The sequence below is a fragment of the Sphingopyxis sp. KK2 genome, from assembly GCF_001990265.1.
Classification (GTDB): domain Bacteria; phylum Pseudomonadota; class Alphaproteobacteria; order Sphingomonadales; family Sphingomonadaceae; genus Sphingopyxis.
Window position 1 is genome coordinate 1 of sequence record NZ_LYVN01000086.1, and the last position, 17286, is coordinate 17286.

The window sequence follows — 17286 nt, forward strand, 5'->3', positions numbered from 1 at the left end:
CCCCGCCCGCCACACCCTCTTCGCTTTCGCCGCGCTTGCCAGCATCATCGGCACCGCGCACGCCGCCAATCCGACGATGTTCCGCGACGCCGGCTGCGGCTGCTGCCTCAAATGGCTCGAGCTGGTGAAGACGTCGTTCAGCGCCAAGGTGACGGTGGTCAATTCGCCGAACATGGACGCGGTCAAGGACAAACAGGGCATTCCCGAAGCGCTGCGCAGCTGCCACACCGTGCTCGTCGGCGGCTATGTGATCGAGGGTCATGTCCCGGCGCGCGAAATCGCCCGGCTGCTCAGGGAAAAGCCCAAGGGCGTCAAGGGCCTCGCGGTCGCGGGCATGCCCACCGGGTCGCCGGGCATGGAATATCGCAACATCCGCGACGCCTATAAAGTCATGACCTTCGGCCCCGGCGGCCAGCGCGTCTATGCGAGCTATGCCGCGAGCGGCGGCTGAGCCGCCGCCCGCCGGCGATCAGGCGAGCTCGGCCTTGAACAGTTCGAGCATCCGCCCCCACGCCTTTTCGGCCGCCGCCTCGTTATAGGCGCGGCCGTCGGGCGGGCACCAGCCGTGCATCGCGCCGGCATAGACCTCGACCTCGTGCCACTGCGGGCGCGGCTTGAGCGCCTCGGCCAGCAGGACCTTTTCGTTCGGGGTTTCCTTGTCGTCATTGTCGGCGATCGCGAAGAGATAGCCGGCGTTGGTATCGTCGATCAGCAGATGCGGGCTGTCGGGCTTGTCGGTGGCGACCCCGCCGCCGTGGAAGCTCGCCGCCGCCCCGACGCGATTGGGGCTGAGCGCAGCGGTGTAGATCGTCATCGCGCCGCCCATGCAGTATCCGGTGGTGCCGATCCGCCGCTTGGTATCGACCTCCTTCTGCGCGTCAAGGAAGGCGAGATGCGCGGTCGCGTCGGTGGTGACCGGTGCCTTGGTCAGTTGTTTGAGATAGCCGAACAGTTTCTCGCGTACCTCGGGCACGTTGAAATCATTCGCCGCGTCGACGACGGGCGATTTCTGCCAGCGGTAGAAGGGGTTGACCGTCAGCACCGCATAGCCCTCGGCCGCGAGCCGGTCGGCCATCTGGCGAAAGGCGGGGCGCAGGCCGCGAATATCGGGCCACACCAGCACAGCGGGGTGCTTGCCCTCGGCGGGCGCGACGAAATAGGCGTCGCAGGTGCCGTCGGCGGTCTTGATCTCGACATCGCGGCCCTTGACCGGCTTGCCCGCCATCGCGCGCGCCGGCAGCGCCGCCATCAGCGCCCCGGCGCCGGCGAGCGCGGTAAAGCTGCGCCGCCCGACGGGCAGCCCGGCGCGATCGAGGTCGGCTTCGGTTTCGTGGGTGCACATGATGTCTCTCCTTGGGGGGGGGGGATTTGGAAAAGCGGCAGGAAACCGCCGAACTTCATTCGCAATTCATAGTCCGCTCACTGCTGCCCGGCGAAAGCCGGGGCCCAGAAGGTCAACAGCGCGCCCGATCCGCTGGACCCCGGCTTTCGCCGGGGAACGCAAATCGCCCACGCAAAGAAAATGGCGGAAAACTGCGCAACTTCATTCGCGATCGGCCTTTTCGGTACTGCCCAGAGGGGCGCAGCTTGGAGTCGTCATCACGCTAATATGGCGATGTTTTTTAGGACAGCGCTTTTTGTCGCCTTACCAACTGCGGATTGCTGGCTGAGACCCTCTTCGTGGCTTCGTGGCTTCGTGCGAAAAATGAAACTCGCACAAAGCCACGAAGCCACAAAGAGATCTGGAAGTCGGGCGCGTCGCGCTCACGCCACACCGGATTGGCGTCAGGCGATGGCGGCGATATCCTCGAAGCTCAGAGCCACATGGCGCACTCCGACCTCGCGCAGCATCGCGCCATGCGCGACGCGGTCGACGATATGACCGGCGCCGCAGAAACCGATCACGGTCATTCCCGCCGCCAGCGCGGAACGGGCGCCGGTCGGCGAATCTTCGATCGCGAGGCAAAGCGCCGGATCGACGCCAAGGCCCTGCGCCGCGGCAAGATAGATGTCGGGAGAGGGCTTGCCGCGGTCCCAGCCGTCGGCGCTGTAGACATGCCCCTCGAAGTGATGGCCGAGCCCGAACAGCCCTAGCGCCCAGCCGATATATTCGGCGCGGCTCGACGAGGCGATCGCGCGCGGCATCGGCCCCAGCGTATCGAGGAAAGCGGGCGCGCCGGGCACCGCGTCGAAACCCTCCATGAAACGCGCCCGCGCCCGCGTCCGATGCTGCTCGCGGAAATCGGCGGGCAGCGGCCGGCCGAAGCGCGCCTCGATCCGCCGCTGCGTCTCCTGCCAATTATGGCCGTAATAGTCGCGCAAACTCTCGTCGTATGTCGTCGGCATGCCGATCGCGGTCAAGCTCTCGGACAAGGAAAGATTCGCGCGCACCTCGCTGTCGGCGATGACGCCGTCGAAGTCGAAGATGATGGCGGCGGGGGTCATGAGCGAGCGTCCTGTTTATGCGACTGCAACTTCTGCGCCCTAGAAGCCAGCGCGGCAGGAGACGCAATCATGAAATTTATCGAGCTCAAGTCGCGCGGCGGCAATTACCTCGTCGTCGCCGACAATGTCGCCTGGCTGCGCGACTATGAAAATGGGCAGGTGCAGGTCGGCATGGTCGGCGGCGCACCGCTGCTGATCGTCGGCAAGCTGGAGGATATTGCGGCGTCGATTTTGGAGCAGGCGAACGCGAAGGAGCGAGATGGTCTGCAGTAATCAGACCAAGAATAATGACGGTCATTTTTTGCGACGCCAGAAAGCCCACCAAGGCTGTTTGGAAGCAGCTCCGTCGACTATGTCGATGCCTTGCTCCTTCGCAAAATCAGGGTTGATCCAAACTGAAATTACCTTCGGCGCGACCTGCAAGTCGTCAATCTCAGACTCGAACGCGTCTTCTGGCTCCAATCCGCGAATGAAAGCCTCAAAATTGTCGGCGACATGGGTGATCCGGTAATCGCATTCCTGATCAATATGGACGACCTTGGGCTCCCCGGATGGGCCGCACTCGCGATAGTCGAGGCACAACATGTCGTGACCAGCAGAGGGACAGTCGCCGAAATAGATCCCGATTTCCGGATATCCCCATTCGTCATTGGATTGTCGGCTTCCCAAGTCTCCGCACAGCGACCATATCTGCTTCCGCCCGATCGCCTTAAAGCCTGTTATCGCAACATGATCCTCGGCCCACGATGTCCGTGTCTCCGTTCGGTAACACGTGTTAACTGGGCAACCGCCGTTTTGCGACTGCATCAGCTCAATATAAGCGGCCGGCAGTCGATACCCAAGTTCCTCTTCCACCGATCTAATGATGTCCGGCGTTGGGAAGGGTTCGACATATTCATCGTCGGCCCAATCCGAATCTTCCCAAAAGGCCGACAGGTCAAAGTCGTGAAATATCTTCGCCATGGCTGATCCCAACGATCGAACTACTCCACCGTCACCGACTTCGCCAGATTGCGCGGCTGATCCACATCAGTCCCCTTCGCCACCGCCACATGATAAGCCAGAAGCTGCACCGGCACCGCATAGACCAGCGGTGCGATCAGCGGGTGGACCTTGGGCATTTCGATCGTCGCCATGCAGCCGTCGCCGGCTTCGGCGAGGCCTTCGGCGTCGCTGATCAGGACGATCTTGCCGCCGCGCGCCATCACTTCCTGCATGTTGCTCACGGTCTTTTCGAACAGCGGGCCCGAGGGCGCGAGGACGATTACCGGGACCGCCTCGTCGATCAGCGCGATCGGGCCGTGCTTCATCTCGCCCGAGGCATAGCCTTCGGCGTGGATGTAGCTGATTTCCTTGAGCTTGAGCGCGCCTTCCAAGGCGAGCGGATAGTCGGGGCCGCGGCCGAGGTAGAGCACGTCGCGCGCCGGGGCGACGAGGTGGGCCATCGCTGCAATCTCCTCGTCGTGGGCGAGCGCGGCGTTGAGCGCGGCGGGGGCCTCGATCAGATGCTTGACGATCTCGCGCTCTTCCTCGGCGCTGAGCTTGCCCTTCTTGAGCGCGAGATGCGCGGCGAGCGCGGCGAGCACCGCGAGCTGGCAGGTGAAGGCTTTCGTCGACGCCACACCGATCTCCGGGCCGGCGTGCGTCGGTAGCAACAGGTCCGCCTCGCGCGCCATGCTGCTGGTCGGCACATTGACGACGACCGCGATCGTCTGGCCGTTCGTCTTGCAATGGCGGAGCGCCGCGAGCGTGTCGGCGGTCTCGCCCGACTGCGAAATGAAGAGCGCGAGCCCGCCGGGCTGGAGCACCGGGTCGCGGTAACGGAATTCGGACGCGACATCGATGTCGACGGGCACGCGCGCGAAGGTCTCGAACCAATATTTGGCGACCATGCCGGCGTAGAAGCTGGTGCCGCACGCGACAATGGTGATGCGGTCGATCGCCGAGAGGTCGAAATCCATCTGCGGCAGCGCGACGGTCTGTTCGAGCGGGCGGATGTAGGAGGAGAGCGTCTGCGCGACCACGGTCGGCTGCTCGAAAATCTCCTTCTGCATGAAGTGGCGGTAATTGCCCTTCTCGATCGTCGCGGCGGTGACGCCGCTGGTGGTGATTTCGCGCATCACGGGGTTGTTCGCGCTGTCGAAGATCTGCGCGCCCTCGCGCGTGATGACGACCCAGTCGCCTTCCTCGAGATAGGCGATCTTCTGCGTCAGCGGGGCGAGCGCAAGCGCATCCGAGCCGAGATAGGTCTCGCCCTCGCCATAACCGACGACGAGCGGCGAGCCGAGCCGCGCGCCGATCAAGAGGTCGGGATGGGTGCGGAAAGCGATGGCGAGCGCAAAGGCGCCGCGGAGCTGCGGCAGGACCGCCTGCACGGCCTCGGTCGGCGACTTGCCGGCCTCGACCTGCTCGCTCACCAGATGCGCGACGACCTCGGTATCGGTCTCGCTCTCGAACGTCCGGCCGCGCGCCTGCAGCGCCTCGCGCAGCGGCTTGAAATTCTCGATGATGCCGTTGTGGACCAGCGCGACCTCGCCCGTCGCATGCGGATGCGCGTTGCTCGTCGTCGGCGCACCATGCGTCGCCCAGCGCGTGTGCGCGATCCCGACGAGGCCCGGCGCGGGATTGCTGCCAAGTTCCTTCACCAGATTGCCGAGCTTGCCCTCGGCGCGGCGGCGCACGAGCTGGCCGCCTTCGACCGTGCACACGCCCGCCGAATCATAGCCGCGATATTCCATGCGCTTGAGGCCATCGACCAGCCGGTCCGCAACCTGGTCCTTGCCGACGATTCCGATGATTCCGCACATGGGTCTTGGCTTTCTATGAGAGCGTGTAGGGAACGCGAATACCCGGCATGGCTGCCGGAAACACCTTGATATTGCGTGTAACGAGAATGCGGCCGCCGATTTGCGCGGTCGCGAGCACGAGCGCGTCGCAAAGCGTCAGCCCCTTGCGCTCGGCGCGCAGCGCGGCGGCACGGCGCGCGACGGCATCGCCGACCTCCTCGACCGCGAAGCAGCCGAGAAACGCCTCGACCGCCTTCACCGACGCGGGGTCGGCGGCGGTCATCACCTCGGTCCAGCTGATCCGGCTGACGCTCTTGCGCCCCGCGCGGCGAATCTCGCTGCGCGCCGCCTCGACGCCGTTGAGCGCATCGATGAGGATATCGCTGTCGAACTGCGCGTCGATCATTCGCGCTTGCCCCTGAGGCGGCGCTGATACTTCAGCCCGTCGCCGATATCGGCGCGATCACGCCAGATGCCGAACGCATTGTCGATCGCATCACCCGAAGCATCGGCGCGATAGGACGCGACCGCGCGGCGGACGAGCTCGGCGCGCGAGACGCCCTGCCCGGCGGCGAGGGCGTCGAGCCATTCGACGTCGGAATCGGGTATGTCAGCGAGGAAGCGCATTCATCATTGATATCATATCATGATATCAAATCAACCGCAGACGTTCGTGAACTTCTCGCCCGTCCAGAGTGCGTCAACGACGCCGGCGTGGATCGCATCGGCGATGATCTCGCTGGCCGGGCGCAATATGGTAAAGTGGTCGCATCCCGCGCCCGCGACAAAATGAAGCTGCGGATTGCTGCTCACCGCCTTCATCTCGTTGAGATCGACGATATTCCCACGTTCGCTGCCTTCGATTACCAGGGTCGGCTTGCGAACCGATGCCAGCCAGTGGATCGGCGCGCGCAGCTTGATGCCCGGCTTGTCCTTGGTTTCGATCGGAAACATGTCGCCATACAGCCGCGGATCGATCACCGGGCCGAAAGAGAAGACGCCCGCCCATTCATCGGAATATTCGGACGCCAGCAGCACCAGCGTGCCGCCGGTGCTGTGCCCGCCCAGATAGACGCGTGCGGGGTCTATCCCCGGCTGCTGCTTCAGCCAACGCGTTGCCGCGACCAGATCGTCGACCTCGCCGTAGAAAGCCTCGCTATGTCCGGGATTGCCGTTGAGGCCGCGAAGCGAGGGGTAGAAGGTCACGACGCCGCGCTCGCGAAAGGCGGCCGCCGACTGATCATTTTCGCGGGGTTTGGGCGACCAGAAATCGCCGATCGCGAGATCGCCGCCGCTAACCCAGACGATCGCCGGGTGCCGCTGACCGTCTTCGGGGATCGGTGTCAGATAGCCGGATATCGCGCCGACCGCGCTGGGGTAGTGGACCACCGACATGAGCTTTGCCGGCGGCTTGGGCGGCGGATCGCTCTGGCGCACTTCAGCTGCCACGATGGGCTTGTGTCCGGCGCGTGCGCTTGTGAGGTCAGTGGCAGGCTCGCTGCACGCCGCCGCCCCCGCGATCAAAAATGTCGACGCAAGCAACGCAATCCGCCTCATAGTCACACCCCCCACTCCCCCGTCACTGCTGCCCGAAATTCCGGTCGACATAGATCATCGCGAACTGCACCGGGTCGGCGGGGGTGCCGTTCGCCGCTTCGAAGCGCGCCTTGCCCCCTTCCCAGATCTTGCGGATCTGCGCGGGCAGGTCGGGGCCGAACTTCATCTGCTTCGCGACGATCGCCGGCCAGCTGCCGGTCGTGCCGAAACTCTTGTGGAGTTGCGGCTCCATCGCCTTGCAATAGGTCGCGGTCGGCTCGTCGAGATGGCCGATCGCGTCGAGCACCCACGCGTCGACGAAGCGCAGGAAGGGCTTGTCGGTATAGCGGTCGCTCACGCCTTTTTCTCCATCATCCATTCGTCGCGGAGCAGGCCGTAGATCAGCGAATCGCGCACGCCGATATGCGTTTCCCACTCGCCGCGCAGCCGGCCTTCGCGCTGGAAACCCAGGCGCTCGAGCAATCCGATCGAGCCGGGGTTTTCGGGATCGGTGTCGGCAAAGATACGGCGCAACCCGAGATCGGTGAAACCATGGTCGATCACCCGTGCCACCGCTTCGCGCGCGATACCGCCGCCCCAGCGATCGCGGCGCAGGATATAGCCGATCTCCTTCACGTCGGGCTTGCCGTCGATCAGGATCACCCAGCCGAGCGCCACGTCGTCGCCCGCGGTGATCGCCCAGCACAAAAAGCCCTGCCCCTCGGCGGCGTTGCCTTTGACATAATCCGTCGTCTCGGCGAGCGACCGGTGCGGACCGCTCGACCACCAGGTCATCACCTCCGCATCGGACAGCACGGGAAACAGCGCGGCGGCATCATCCTCGCGCAATTGGCGCAGCGCGAGGCGCGCGGTCGTCAGCGTCGGCGCAGGCATCGGCCTATTTGCCCGCCTTCTTCTTGCGCATCGTGTCGTGGAAACGGTCGGCCCAGCCGGGTTTGACCAGTTGCTCGGCGCGCACCATGCGCAGGTCGCCGTCGCCGACGTCGCGCGACACCGCGCTGCCTGCGGCGACGATCGCGTCGCGGCCAATGGTGACGGGGGCGATCAGCGCGCTGTTACTGCCGATGAAGGCGTTCTCGCCGATCACCGTCTGATATTTGAAATAGCCGTCATAATTGCAGGTGATCGTGCCCGCACCGATATTGGCGCCCGCGCCGACGATCGCGTCGCCCAGATAGGTCAGATGGTTCGCCTTGGCGCCCTTGCCGAGCACCGCCTTCTTCATCTCGACGAAATTGCCGACCTTGGCCTTTTCCTCCATCACCGCGCCGGGGCGCAGCCGCGCGAAAGGACCGACCTCGCACCCCGTGCCGATCGTCGCGCCCTCGATATGGCTGTTGGCGCGGATCTTCACATGGTCGGCGACGGTCACGCCGGGGCCGAAGAAGACATTGGGTTCGACCAGCACATCGCGGCCGAGCCTGGTATCCCAGGCGAACCAAACGGTGTCGGGGGCGATCAGGCTGGCACCATCGGCCATCGCCTGTGCCCGGCGGCGCGCCTGCCACTCGCCCTCCATCGCCGCGAGCTCGCCGCGGCTGTTGATGCCCGCGACATCATAGGGATCGGTCACGACCACCGCGCAATGCCGCCCGTCGGCATTGGCGATATTGACGATATCGACGAGGTAGAACTCCTTCGCCGCATTGTCATCGGTGACGCGCGCGAGCAGCGCGAAGAGGTCGGCCGATTTTGCCGCCATCAGCCCCGAATTGCACAGGCGCACCGCGCGCTCCTCGGGCGTCGCATCCTTATGCTCGACCATCTTGGTCACATAGTCGCCGTCGGTGATGACACGGCCATATTGCTGCGCATCGGCGGGCTCGAACGCGAGCACGACCACGGCAGGCGCATCGGGCGCGTTCAGCCGGTCGATCATCGCCTGCATCGTTGCGGTCGGCACGAAGGGCACGTCGCCATAGAGGATCAGCACATCGCCATCGAAGCCCGTCAGCGCCCTTTCGGCCTGCTGCACCGCATGGCCGGTGCCGAGCTGCGGTTCCTGAACCGCAAGGTCGGCGCTGCCCGCAAGCGCCTTTTCGAGCTGCTCGGCCTTGTCGCCGACGATCACGACCTTCTTCGCGGGGGCCAGCGCATCGACGCTCGCCATCAGGTGCATCAGCATCGGTCGCCCGGCGATCGGGTGCAGCACCTTGTGCGTATCGGACTTCATGCGGGTGCCCTTGCCCGCGGCGAGGACTATGGCGGCTATGGGGGCAGCGATCGGATTGCTCATGTGCGTCGCCATGCCAGCAAATCATTGCGGTTTCCAGACCATCGCGCCATGCCGACGCGATGAGCGACTTTCCCTTCTCCATTATCGGCTTCGACCTCGACGGCACGCTGGTCGATACCGCGGGCGACCTCGCCGCGGGGGTCAACCACGCGCTGGGCCTCGCCGCGCGTCCGCCGCTGGCGGTCGATCAGGTGCGGCCGATGATCGGGCTCGGCGGGCGGCATATGCTCGAACAGGGGCTGCTCGCGACCGGCGGGGTGCCGGGCGGCGATTTCGAGCGGCTGTTCCGTGAGTTCCTGCACCATTATGAAGGCCATATCGCGGTCCATAGCCGGCCCTTCCCCGGTCTGATCGACGCGCTCGACGCCCTTGACGCGCGGGGGGTGAAGACCGCTGTGGTCACCAACAAGACCGAACGGCTTGCGCGCATCCTGCTCGGCGAACTTGGGCTTGCCGACCGGATGGCGACGATCATCGGCGGCGACACGCTCGGCCCCGGCAACGCCAAGCCCTCCCCCGCTCCGATCCTTGAGATGATGACCCGCTGCGGCGGCGGTCCGACCGCCTTTGTCGGCGACAGCATCTACGACATCATGGCCGCCAACGCCGCGGGAGTGACGAGCATCGCGGTCGGTTTCGGTTTTCTCGACCGCCCCGTCGATGCGCTTGGCGCCGACCATTTTATCGGTCACTACGACGACTTGCTGCCGTTGCTGGGCGGCTTGGGGGACAAGAATGTCGGATGAGCTATGGGACGGCGAGATCGAGACCGCGGGGCCGAACCCGCTGATCCGGCTGGGCGGCGGGCTGGCGGCGCTGATCATCATGGTCGGCATCGCGGCGACCAACGCGACACAGGTCTCGCCGAGCGGCGTGCTGATGGTCAGCCTGCTCCAGACTACAGCGATCGCGGCAATCCTCTATTTCACCTGGTTTCGTGAGGCGGCGGCGTGGAAACCGATCGCGACGACGGCGGCCATCTTCGTCGTCGTCATGCTGATCAACCTCGGCAAGGCCGAACAGAATGTCGCCGTGCTCAAGGCGGACATGGACACGTTCAGCAAGCTGCATTTCGACTGCGGAGGACGACTGGTCGTGCCGCCGGATCCGGCCACCCACGGCCCCTTCTCGCGGGCGACGATCAAGCTCGCCAAGGAAGCCGAGAAGCTCAACGACGAATATATGCTCAAGCTCGATCAGGCCGGGGCGTTCGCGTTGTTCGATGCCGACCGTGTCCGCGTGAACCCGGGCATGGTCAAAAACTGCGGCGCGATCATTGCGATCAAGGCCGACATCCCGAAATTCAAGGCGCGGCACCTGGCCCTGATCAAGCGGGGCCGGGACGAATTCAGCGCGATCGACGCGCCGGACGAGCTGGTCGAGGCTGCACTGAGCGGCGTCGAGGCGGCGATGCCGCAGGCCCTGTCGGACGTCGAACGGACCTGGGACCTCCACAGCCGACAGATCGATGAAGCGCATGCGGGGTGCCGCGTTCTGGCACGCGGAAACTGGATGCCCGACGGCCATGTCTTTGCTTTCACGTCGCGGAGCGACATGGCCGCTTTCAACCGGCACGGCGACCGGATCAACGATCTGGCCGAGCAGCTCGACGCGATCGCCCGCGCCGGACAGCAAAGGATGCGGGACAGTCAGACGAAGATCATGGGCAGCTTCAAATAGGATGGTGCCCCTTGCGCCATTTGGTCCACAAATGGCGCGCCAGCATCAGCGGCGGCATGCGCAGCCAGTGCGAGCGGATGTAGAAGGCCTGCTGCAACAGCGGATCGGTCGCGCCGCCCCAGCCATCGCGCGCGAGCAGGCGGCGCTGATAACGTTCGTCGCGCGGGCGATGGCGGTTCCAGCCCGAGGGAAGCTTCGTGCCATAGAGGTCGCGCGCCAGTCGCGCCGCACGGTGCACAGAACCCTCGAGCCCGTGCATCTCGGCGCGTTCGTCGAGCTTGCCCCAGAAACCGCGATCAGCGGCAGCGAAGTCGGTCACCAGCCGATGGAAATCCCACAGGTTGCGCAGCCCCCCCTGCAGGTCGCCGTCGGCGATCATATGCGCGGCGCAGTGGCACGCCATGTCGGTCGGGCACAAGATCGACAGCCCGTCCGGGGTGCGCACTGCGTCGCCGACCAGCGCCAGCGCGTCGGGGGTTATACGGTGGGTGCGCGGCAGGATCGTGTGATGGACGTCGATCATCCGGTCGCGCTCACGATGGATCAGCGGCGGCAGCTCGTGCATATGGTCGCGGTAATAGGCGTCGTCATAGGCGTCCTCCTTCACCCATTCCCACCCCGCGACGCGCAGCGCATTTTCGGCGCGCGCAAGGTCGTGCCAGGGGACGAGGATGTCGAGATCGCCGATCTGGCGCCCTGCGGCGCAGGGGAGGTTCGCGGCGGCATAGGCGGTGCCCTTGAGCAGCACGAATTCGATGCCGTGCGGAGCGAGCGCGCGGCGCGCCATTTCGGCTTCCCACAAGGCCTGTCGCGTCGCGACGGTCGCGGCGGCGCGCATGTCGGCGAAGAGCAGCGCGACCGGCGCGGGAAGGCGCGCATCGTTCAGCCGGTGCGCGAGCGTGCCGAGCAGCGCCTCGGCGCGCGCGACCGAAATGACGCCGTCCCAGTCGCGCGGGCCGAGCGCTGCGGCATCGCGGCGGCCGGCAAGCAGATCGACGAGGGCGCCGACCGCACTCATCGCACCGCCTCGGTCCAAAGTTGCTCGACGATCGTCATCCCGCTGGCGCTGTCGGGATAGGAAATGGTGAATGCCGGGGTGTCGCGCACCAGCCGCGTCAGCGCGGCAAAACCCGCCTCGCCGAGCGCGATATAATTGGTCGAGGCTTCGGTCAGGCGCACGAACGCCTCGCCCTCGCCGATCCGTTCGATCGCGGGTTCGCCGCCGAAGCGCGGGAAGAGCAGCAGCGCCGGGCGCACCGGCTCGTGCATCGCCGCGATCGCGTCGGCGCGCGGGATCAGGTGGCGGATATCGCCCTTCGGGGTGCCCGCGAGCAGCGGACCGAGCCGCGCCGGATCGACCCGTGCCTCGACCTCCGCGATTGCTTCGTTCTTCAGGCTGACCGCGCGCGGGAAGGCGAGCGCGTCGCCGCTGCCCGGATCGACCAGCGTGAATTCGTCGCCCATCAGCCGCCAGTCGCCCTCGCCCAGCAGCGCCGCGAGGGTCGACTTGCCCGAGCCGGACTCGCCCGACAGGATGACCGCGCGGCCATCCTTCGCGACCGCGCTCGCGTGGAGCAGCATGTGCCGCCGCCAGCCGAGCGCGACCTGCAGGTTCATCCCCATTTCGGCGGCAAGCAGCCCCATCGACAGCGGCAATGGCAACGCGTCGGGGACGATGAAATCGCCGCCGATATGCACCGACGGGCGCAACCAGCGGCGCCACGGCCGCGCCGCGAACAGTCGCACCGTCGCATCGGCAGGACGGTCCGTGTCGCGCGGATAGCCCGCGTAAAGGCGTTTCAGCGCCGCAATCGGCGGCGCCCAGTCGCTACCGATGCGGAACTGAACGGGGCCGACGGCGATGCGCGTGCGATGCCTCACGCAGGTTCCACCAGCCCCATGGCGGCAAGCTCTGCCAGCCGGTCGGCGACGATCGCCACCGCATCGCCCTCACCATCCAGATCGAAGCGGTCGGCGAGCCGCGCGGCGAGGGTCGCCGCATCGCCGGGCCCCTTTTCCAGTGCGGCGAGGATTTCGGGGATCGGCTGGGTGACGAGGTGCGTCTGCATCGAACGACGGTCGAAGATCGCGGTCAGTTCGCCCAGCGGCTCGATCCGCAATTCCCCCTCGCCCGCCGCGCGATAGAAAGGATCAGCCATAATCTTCGGCGGCGGCGGTCAGCTTGGCGAGGATCGCGAGCAGCGTCGCGCGTTCGGCGGCGCTGATGTTCGATTCGAGCCGCGCCTCGCTCGCCAGCGCCGCCGGCACGATCGCATCATAAAGCTCGCGCCCGGTGTCGGTGAGGTCGAGATGGTGCGATCGCCCGTCGGCCTCATGCGCCTGCCGCGCGATCAGCTGGCGGTCGGCGAGCGCCTTTGCCGCGCGGTTGACCGTCACTTTGTCCATGCGCGTCGCCTGGACCAGCTCGCGCTGGGTCTTGGGCTGCCCCTCCCCCAGCACCGCCATCAGCCGCCATTCGGGGATCTTGAGCCCGAAGCGGTTCTGATATTCGGCCGCGATCCGTTCCGACAGCGCGTTCGACGCGATCGACAGACGATATGGCAGGAAATTGTCGAGGTTGAGTTTTTTGGCGCCCATGCTCTTTTCTTATCGACAATATGCGCGCTGTGAAGGGCGCAATTGCGCGATTTTCCTAGAAAGAGACGCGCACGCCGGCCCAAAGGGTGCGCGGGGTCGCGCGCTCGACGATGCCCGCCGACGAAATCGCCGCCGGGACCAGTTCGTCGAACAGATTTTCGCCCCGCGCCTCGATGCTGACGGCATCGCTGAGGTGCCACGACAACCCGGCGTCGAGCGTCAGCGCGTCGCCCAGCACCAGCAGCCCCAAGTCGTCTTCATTCTGCTTGCCGATATAGCGCAAGGTCGCAAAGCCGCCGAAAGGCCCCCGACCATTGGCGCGGACCGACACGCTGCCACCATGTTTCGCGATCTGCGCCGGCCGCCGCCCGTCGAGATTCGCCGCGAGGCCCGAGGCGTCGACCTCGGCATCGGTGAAGGCATAAGTCACGCGCAACGTCGCGGGGCCGATGACCTGCTCGGCGCTGAATTCGATGCCCTTGCTGTCGATCGCATCGAGGTTCTGCCGCTGGTTGAGGTTCGGCGCGAGCGTCACATTGGCGATCGCATCGCTGAGGTGATTGGCGAACAAGGTCGCCGACAGCTTGGTCGAGCCATTGTCCCAGTCGGCGCCGACCTCACCGCCCCACAGCCGCTCGGGCTTGAGCATCTCGTTCGCAGTCGTCACCTCGGCACCGACGCGGAACGGCCGGTAAAGCTCGTTGAGCGTCGGCAGGCGCCAGCCTCGATAGGCGGCGGCGCGCAGCGAGAAGAACTCCGACGTCCAGCGCACGCCCGCACGCCCGCTGCCTTCCCAGCCCTCGCGCGCGTTGAAGTTCAGATCGGTGATCATACTGCCGCCGATATTGCGTTCGAGCCGATAGCCCGTGCCCAGCCACCAGCGGTCTACGCGCCCGCTCAGCGTCCAGAGCAAACCGTCCGCGGCATCGCCCGAGGTCCATTCGGCGAAGGCGCCGACCGTATCGCTGCTGCCGCCCGCGATGCGGTGGCGGCCCGGCGTGACGCCGCTGAAGAAGAAATCCTCCTCGGTCCGGCCAGTGGTGCGCCGCCAGTCGGCACCGATGCGCAGCGGATTGTCGCCTCCGATCGCCGGGCGGAGCTCGAACCGCGCACCCAGGCCGGTCGCAGGCACGCGCTGGAACAGCGCCGGGGCGACGCTGCCCCGGCCCGCAGCGACGCTCGCGAAGCCACTCTCCAGATCGCGGACCTGTACATAGGCGAGCGCGAGCCACTGGGTTTCGCCATGGGGATCGTGGACGAAGCGCAGGCTGGCATCGACGCCGTCGGTCTTGCTCGATGTGAAATCGGTGCCGCGGTCGCGCCGGTCGGCGAAGCCGCGCAGGCTCGCCTCGACCCGGCTGTTGTCACCCGCATCGAAACGCAACCGCACGCCAATGCCACCCTGTTCATAGGGCGCGGCACGATCGACCGCGCCGCGCTGGCCTTTCGCGACGGGGATAAAGCCGTCGCCGCGGCTGTAGCGTCCGTCGAGAGCGACCTGTCCATTGCCGAGCTGCGTCCCGGCGCTGGCCGAGACATCCCAGCTGCCGCCGCTGCCATAAGCGGCACTGGCGGTCACCCCATTGGTCATCGTCGAATAAAGGCCTATCGTCCCCCCGAGCGCGCCCGGACCATCGGCGCCGCTACCGCCGCCGCGCGTCACGACAATCCCGCCGAGGTTGATCGCGTCATAGGCGCTCCATGCGACCCAGCCGCCGAAAGGATCGGCCTGCGGAATGCCGTCGAGCGTCACCAGCGCGCGGCTCGACGCGTTGCCGCCAAGCCCGCGCAGCGTCACGCCCTGGCTCGTCGGATGTGCGGAGCGGCCGTCGGAACGGCGGAACTGGACGATCCCGGCCTCGTCGCGGAGGCGGTTTTCGATCCGCGAGCCAAGCCCGGCATCGAGATCGGAAATCAGCGTCGAACTCTGCGTCCGATCGCTCGTCGCCGATCGGAGAAGCCCGCCGTAGACCACGATGTCATACGGATCGCGTATGATCTTCGGGTCAGCGGTCGTCCAATCCGGCTCTTCGACGTCGTGATAGCCGCCATCTTCCGATGTTTGCGCCATCGCCGCCGCCGGCATTGCCAGCAGCGCGGCCCCCGCCAGCAGCCGGATCATGCGGGCTTGACCGCGTCGGGATGTGCCCTCTGAAACGCGTCCAGTTCCAGACACGCCGCGTCGATTTCGACGAGCCGCGGATAGGCGTCGAGCGGCACCTCGAAGCGCCGCGCGTTGTACATCTGCGGCACCAGGCAGCAGTCGGCGATGCTCGGGGTTTTGCCGCCGAGATAGGTGCCGTCGCCCGCCATCGCTTCGAGCGCGTCAAACCCCTGCGCGATCCAGGTCGCGATCCAGCGGTCCTTGGTCACCTCGTTGAGCCCGAGGTCGCGGGTCAGATATTTGAGCACGCGGAGGTTGTTGAGCGGATGGATGTCGCTCGCGATGACCTGCGCCTGCGCCAGCGCAACCGCGCGCGGCATCGCTTCCTCGGGGATCAGCCGCGGTTCGGGATAGGCACGGTCGAGCCAGTCGATGATCGCCATGCTCTGGATGATCGTCTCGCCATCGGCGACCAGCAGCGGCACGAACCCCTGCGCATTGAGTTCGAGATAGGCGTCGCTGCGCTGCTCGCCGGCGATCAGGCTGACCTCGACGCGCTCATAGGCGAGCTCTTTCAGGTTGAGCGCGATGCGCACGCGATAGCTCGCCGAGGAGCGGAAATAATCATGGAGGACAAGGCTGGTCATGACGCGGGCTTCTGCCCGTCCTTCGGCATCTGCGCAATCCACTGCCGCAGCAGCGCCGCACCTTCCTTATGGACCGTCGATCGTCCGACCTCGGGCATCGCGATGCCGGGGTCGGTGCTTTCGAGGCGATAGATCATATAGCTGTGGTCGGGATCGCCCGGCGCAATCGCGAAATCCATGCCCCCGCTGCCGCGCCCCGCCGCCGTCGGGCGCTTGCCGATGCCGTAATTGACGCCCGCCGGATCGTCGGTCCAACGCAGGAACAGCCCGCTGTTCGACGCGCTCCCCGCCGGATTGTGGCAATGCGCGCAATTGACGTCGAGATAGGCGCGAGCGCGCTCGGCGACGCTGCCGGTCTCGGGCCTGCTATAGACCGGCAGGACGGGATTCAGCGCCTCGGGGTTCGCGAATTGTGTGGCGAGTAATTCGGGCAGCCCGTTAGTCGCCACGACGAAATTGCGGGCCTTTGGCCCGATAGGCTGAATGGCGCCAGCAAGCGCATGGCATTCCTTGCACTGATTCTTGTTGGGTACCGCGTAATTGATCGACATCGCCTTGCCATCGGGCGCGGTGAAGTTGATCGGCACCCGCCGCCCGCCAAGCGCCAGCGTCGCGTCGCGGCCATCGGCGTCCCAGACATAGGGAAGCGCGACCCAGCCCTCGGCGCGGTGAATGAGCAGCCGCGTTTCCACGGGCCTGCCCTCATTATGGCTCGCCCACCCGAAGCTTTTGACGATCACCGACCCGACCGGAAATATGATGGTGCCGTCGGCGTCCACGCGCGCCTTTTTGCCGAGCGGTATCCAGAACAGCCGTGACTTGTCCGCATAATCGCTGAACAGCGGCGTGCGGAGGGTGTAGGGTGTCGGCCCGAGGGCCGGCCGGCTCGAATCCCGCTCGAACAGTCCGAACGCCGACAGTTTCGCGGGCGTCGTCGACCCGTCGATGACCGACTGGTTCGGCAGATCCACTTGCACCAAGGGCTTGGCGCCGATCGACAGCAAAGCCGCCGCCAAGGCTGCGGCGATACGCTTCACTTGACCTTCGCCTCCATGCTCGCGGGCAGCGTGATACCGGGAAGCGCCGCCGGCGGCGTGCCCTTCGACAGGTCGGCGGGCGCGGGTTTCGCCTGCTCGCGCGGCGTCGCCACATCGGGCAGCCCCAGCGACAGCACCCCGACCTTGTCGAGCACGACGACATCCTCGCCCGCGCCGTCCCACAGCACCGGCGGGA

21 protein-coding genes and 1 pseudogene are annotated in these 17286 nt (G+C 66.1%); 4 read left to right on the plus strand and 18 right to left on the minus strand.

Annotated features, from left to right (window positions below):
* The coding region (locus B1A78_RS14275; RefSeq protein WP_372236883.1) for a DUF411 domain-containing protein at positions 1-451 on the plus strand (451 nt) is incomplete at its 5' end.
* Positions 452-469: 18 nt separating this feature from the next.
* On the opposite strand, the gene B1A78_RS14280 is transcribed toward B1A78_RS14275, so the two are convergent.
* Together B1A78_RS14280 and B1A78_RS14285 are read right to left on the minus strand one after the other, a co-directional pair.
* Entirely contained in the window at positions 470-1342 is an 873-nt protein-coding gene (locus B1A78_RS14280) for a dienelactone hydrolase family protein (RefSeq protein ID WP_077147604.1), read from the minus strand.
* A gap of 443 nt (positions 1343-1785) precedes the next feature.
* Positions 1786-2445 carry an HAD family phosphatase gene (locus B1A78_RS14285; protein ID WP_077147605.1) on the minus strand — a complete coding sequence of 220 codons (660 nt, stop codon included), beginning with the start codon at positions 2443-2445 and terminating at the stop codon, positions 1786-1788.
* A 69-nt stretch (positions 2446-2514) separates the two neighbouring features.
* Between B1A78_RS14285 and B1A78_RS14290 the strand changes: the two genes are divergently transcribed.
* Positions 2515-2718 carry a hypothetical protein gene (locus B1A78_RS14290; protein ID WP_077147606.1) on the plus strand — a complete coding sequence of 68 codons (204 nt, stop codon included), beginning with the start codon at positions 2515-2517 and terminating at the stop codon, positions 2716-2718.
* A 21-nt stretch (positions 2719-2739) separates the two neighbouring features.
* On the opposite strand, the gene B1A78_RS14295 is transcribed toward B1A78_RS14290, so the two are convergent.
* From B1A78_RS14295 to glmU, 8 genes are read right to left on the minus strand one after another with little or no spacing between them, the layout of a single operon-like run.
* On the minus strand, positions 2740-3408 hold the full coding sequence (locus tag B1A78_RS14295; protein ID WP_077147607.1) for an SMI1/KNR4 family protein: 669 nt from the start codon (positions 3406-3408) through the stop codon (positions 2740-2742).
* Between the two features lie 20 nt (positions 3409-3428).
* Positions 3429-5252, minus strand: coding sequence for a glutamine--fructose-6-phosphate transaminase (isomerizing) (gene glmS, locus B1A78_RS14300; RefSeq protein WP_077147608.1), 1824 nt, complete (start codon positions 5250-5252; stop codon positions 3429-3431).
* 13 nt (positions 5253-5265) lie between these two features.
* Positions 5266-5637 (minus strand): PIN domain-containing protein, encoded by a 372-nt coding sequence (locus B1A78_RS14305; protein WP_077147609.1) that lies wholly within the window; start codon positions 5635-5637, stop codon positions 5266-5268.
* Positions 5634-5858, minus strand: coding sequence for a ribbon-helix-helix domain-containing protein (locus tag B1A78_RS14310; RefSeq protein WP_077147610.1), 225 nt, complete (start codon positions 5856-5858; stop codon positions 5634-5636). Before B1A78_RS14310 ends, B1A78_RS14305 begins: the two co-directional genes overlap by 4 nt.
* 30 nt (positions 5859-5888) lie before the next feature.
* A complete protein-coding gene (locus tag B1A78_RS14315) occupies positions 5889-6839 on the minus strand; it encodes a S9 family peptidase (protein WP_144037839.1) in 951 nt (316 codons plus the stop codon).
* The gene (locus B1A78_RS14320) at positions 6811-7125 is read right to left on the minus strand and encodes a hypothetical protein (RefSeq protein ID WP_077147611.1); all 315 of its coding nucleotides are present in this window, start codon (positions 7123-7125) and stop codon (positions 6811-6813) included. The genes B1A78_RS14315 and B1A78_RS14320 overlap by 29 nt, the downstream gene beginning before the upstream one ends.
* Positions 7122-7661, minus strand: coding sequence for a GNAT family N-acetyltransferase (locus B1A78_RS14325; RefSeq protein WP_077147612.1), 540 nt, complete (start codon positions 7659-7661; stop codon positions 7122-7124). The genes B1A78_RS14320 and B1A78_RS14325 overlap by 4 nt, the downstream gene beginning before the upstream one ends.
* Before the next feature lie 4 nt (positions 7662-7665).
* A complete protein-coding gene (gene glmU / locus B1A78_RS14330; RefSeq protein ID WP_256838401.1) occupies positions 7666-9024 on the minus strand; it encodes a bifunctional UDP-N-acetylglucosamine diphosphorylase/glucosamine-1-phosphate N-acetyltransferase GlmU in 1359 nt (452 codons plus the stop codon).
* Between the two features lie 59 nt (positions 9025-9083).
* On the opposite strand from glmU, the gene B1A78_RS14335 reads away from it, so the two are divergent.
* Positions 9084-9770 carry an HAD-IA family hydrolase gene (locus B1A78_RS14335; protein ID WP_077147614.1) on the plus strand — a complete coding sequence of 229 codons (687 nt, stop codon included), beginning with the start codon at positions 9084-9086 and terminating at the stop codon, positions 9768-9770.
* Complete coding sequence (locus B1A78_RS14340; RefSeq protein ID WP_077147615.1) at positions 9760-10704, plus strand: hypothetical protein; 945 nt, start codon at positions 9760-9762, stop codon at positions 10702-10704. The genes B1A78_RS14335 and B1A78_RS14340 overlap by 11 nt, the downstream gene beginning before the upstream one ends.
* Here the strand turns inward: B1A78_RS14340 and B1A78_RS14345 are convergent.
* From B1A78_RS14345 to B1A78_RS14380, 8 genes and pseudogenes are all read right to left on the minus strand, one after another.
* Complete coding sequence (locus B1A78_RS14345; protein WP_077147616.1) at positions 10697-11722, minus strand: nucleotidyltransferase family protein; 1026 nt, start codon at positions 11720-11722, stop codon at positions 10697-10699. The genes B1A78_RS14340 and B1A78_RS14345 overlap by 8 nt on opposite strands.
* A complete protein-coding gene (locus B1A78_RS14350) occupies positions 11719-12585 on the minus strand; it encodes an HprK-related kinase A (protein WP_077147617.1) in 867 nt (288 codons plus the stop codon). Before B1A78_RS14350 ends, B1A78_RS14345 begins: the two co-directional genes overlap by 4 nt.
* Positions 12582-12863 carry an HPr-rel-A system PqqD family peptide chaperone gene (locus tag B1A78_RS14355; protein ID WP_083734187.1) on the minus strand — a complete coding sequence of 94 codons (282 nt, stop codon included), beginning with the start codon at positions 12861-12863 and terminating at the stop codon, positions 12582-12584. Before B1A78_RS14355 ends, B1A78_RS14350 begins: the two co-directional genes overlap by 4 nt.
* The gene (locus tag B1A78_RS14360) at positions 12856-13302 is read right to left on the minus strand and encodes a MarR family winged helix-turn-helix transcriptional regulator (protein ID WP_077147619.1); all 447 of its coding nucleotides are present in this window, start codon (positions 13300-13302) and stop codon (positions 12856-12858) included. The genes B1A78_RS14355 and B1A78_RS14360 overlap by 8 nt, the downstream gene beginning before the upstream one ends.
* A 55-nt stretch (positions 13303-13357) precedes the next feature.
* Entirely contained in the window at positions 13358-15424 is a 2067-nt protein-coding gene (locus tag B1A78_RS14365) for a TonB-dependent receptor (protein WP_077147620.1), read from the minus strand.
* Complete coding sequence (maiA, locus tag B1A78_RS14370; protein ID WP_077147621.1) at positions 15421-16053, minus strand: maleylacetoacetate isomerase; 633 nt, start codon at positions 16051-16053, stop codon at positions 15421-15423. The genes B1A78_RS14365 and maiA overlap by 4 nt, the downstream gene beginning before the upstream one ends.
* Positions 16050-17090 carry an SO2930 family diheme c-type cytochrome gene (locus B1A78_RS14375; RefSeq protein WP_077147622.1) on the minus strand — a complete coding sequence of 347 codons (1041 nt, stop codon included), beginning with the start codon at positions 17088-17090 and terminating at the stop codon, positions 16050-16052. The genes maiA and B1A78_RS14375 overlap by 4 nt, the downstream gene beginning before the upstream one ends.
* Positions 17087-17286 (minus strand): annotated as a pseudogene (locus tag B1A78_RS14380) (hypothetical protein); the annotation flags it as partial. The pseudogene B1A78_RS14380 and the gene B1A78_RS14375, both read right to left, overlap by 4 nt.

Coding starts and splice junctions, on each gene's coding strand:
- B1A78_RS14280 (WP_077147604.1), bottom strand. CDS start 1,342: ATGTGCACCCACGAAACCGAAGCCGACCTCGATCGCGCCGGGCTGCCC.
- B1A78_RS14285 (WP_077147605.1), bottom strand. CDS start 2,445: ATGACCCCCGCCGCCATCATCTTCGACTTCGACGGCGTCATCGCCGAC.
- B1A78_RS14290 (WP_077147606.1), top strand. CDS start 2,515: ATGAAATTTATCGAGCTCAAGTCGCGCGGCGGCAATTACCTCGTCGTC.
- B1A78_RS14295 (WP_077147607.1), bottom strand. CDS start 3,408: ATGGCGAAGATATTTCACGACTTTGACCTGTCGGCCTTTTGGGAAGAT.
- glmS (WP_077147608.1), bottom strand. CDS start 5,252: ATGTGCGGAATCATCGGAATCGTCGGCAAGGACCAGGTTGCGGACCGG.
- B1A78_RS14305 (WP_077147609.1), bottom strand. CDS start 5,637: ATGATCGACGCGCAGTTCGACAGCGATATCCTCATCGATGCGCTCAAC.
- B1A78_RS14310 (WP_077147610.1), bottom strand. CDS start 5,858: ATGCGCTTCCTCGCTGACATACCCGATTCCGACGTCGAATGGCTCGAC.
- B1A78_RS14315 (WP_144037839.1), bottom strand. CDS start 6,839: ATGTCGACCGGAATTTCGGGCAGCAGTGACGGGGGAGTGGGGGGTGTG.
- B1A78_RS14325 (WP_077147612.1), bottom strand. CDS start 7,661: ATGCCTGCGCCGACGCTGACGACCGCGCGCCTCGCGCTGCGCCAATTG.
- glmU (WP_256838401.1), bottom strand. CDS start 9,024: ATGAGCAATCCGATCGCTGCCCCCATAGCCGCCATAGTCCTCGCCGCG.
- B1A78_RS14335 (WP_077147614.1), top strand. CDS start 9,084: ATGAGCGACTTTCCCTTCTCCATTATCGGCTTCGACCTCGACGGCACG.
- B1A78_RS14340 (WP_077147615.1), top strand. CDS start 9,760: ATGTCGGATGAGCTATGGGACGGCGAGATCGAGACCGCGGGGCCGAAC.
- B1A78_RS14345 (WP_077147616.1), bottom strand. CDS start 11,722: ATGAGTGCGGTCGGCGCCCTCGTCGATCTGCTTGCCGGCCGCCGCGAT.
- B1A78_RS14355 (WP_083734187.1), bottom strand. CDS start 12,863: ATGGCTGATCCTTTCTATCGCGCGGCGGGCGAGGGGGAATTGCGGATC.
- B1A78_RS14360 (WP_077147619.1), bottom strand. CDS start 13,302: ATGGGCGCCAAAAAACTCAACCTCGACAATTTCCTGCCATATCGTCTG.
- B1A78_RS14365 (WP_077147620.1), bottom strand. CDS start 15,424: ATGATCCGGCTGCTGGCGGGGGCCGCGCTGCTGGCAATGCCGGCGGCG.
- maiA (WP_077147621.1), bottom strand. CDS start 16,053: ATGACCAGCCTTGTCCTCCATGATTATTTCCGCTCCTCGGCGAGCTAT.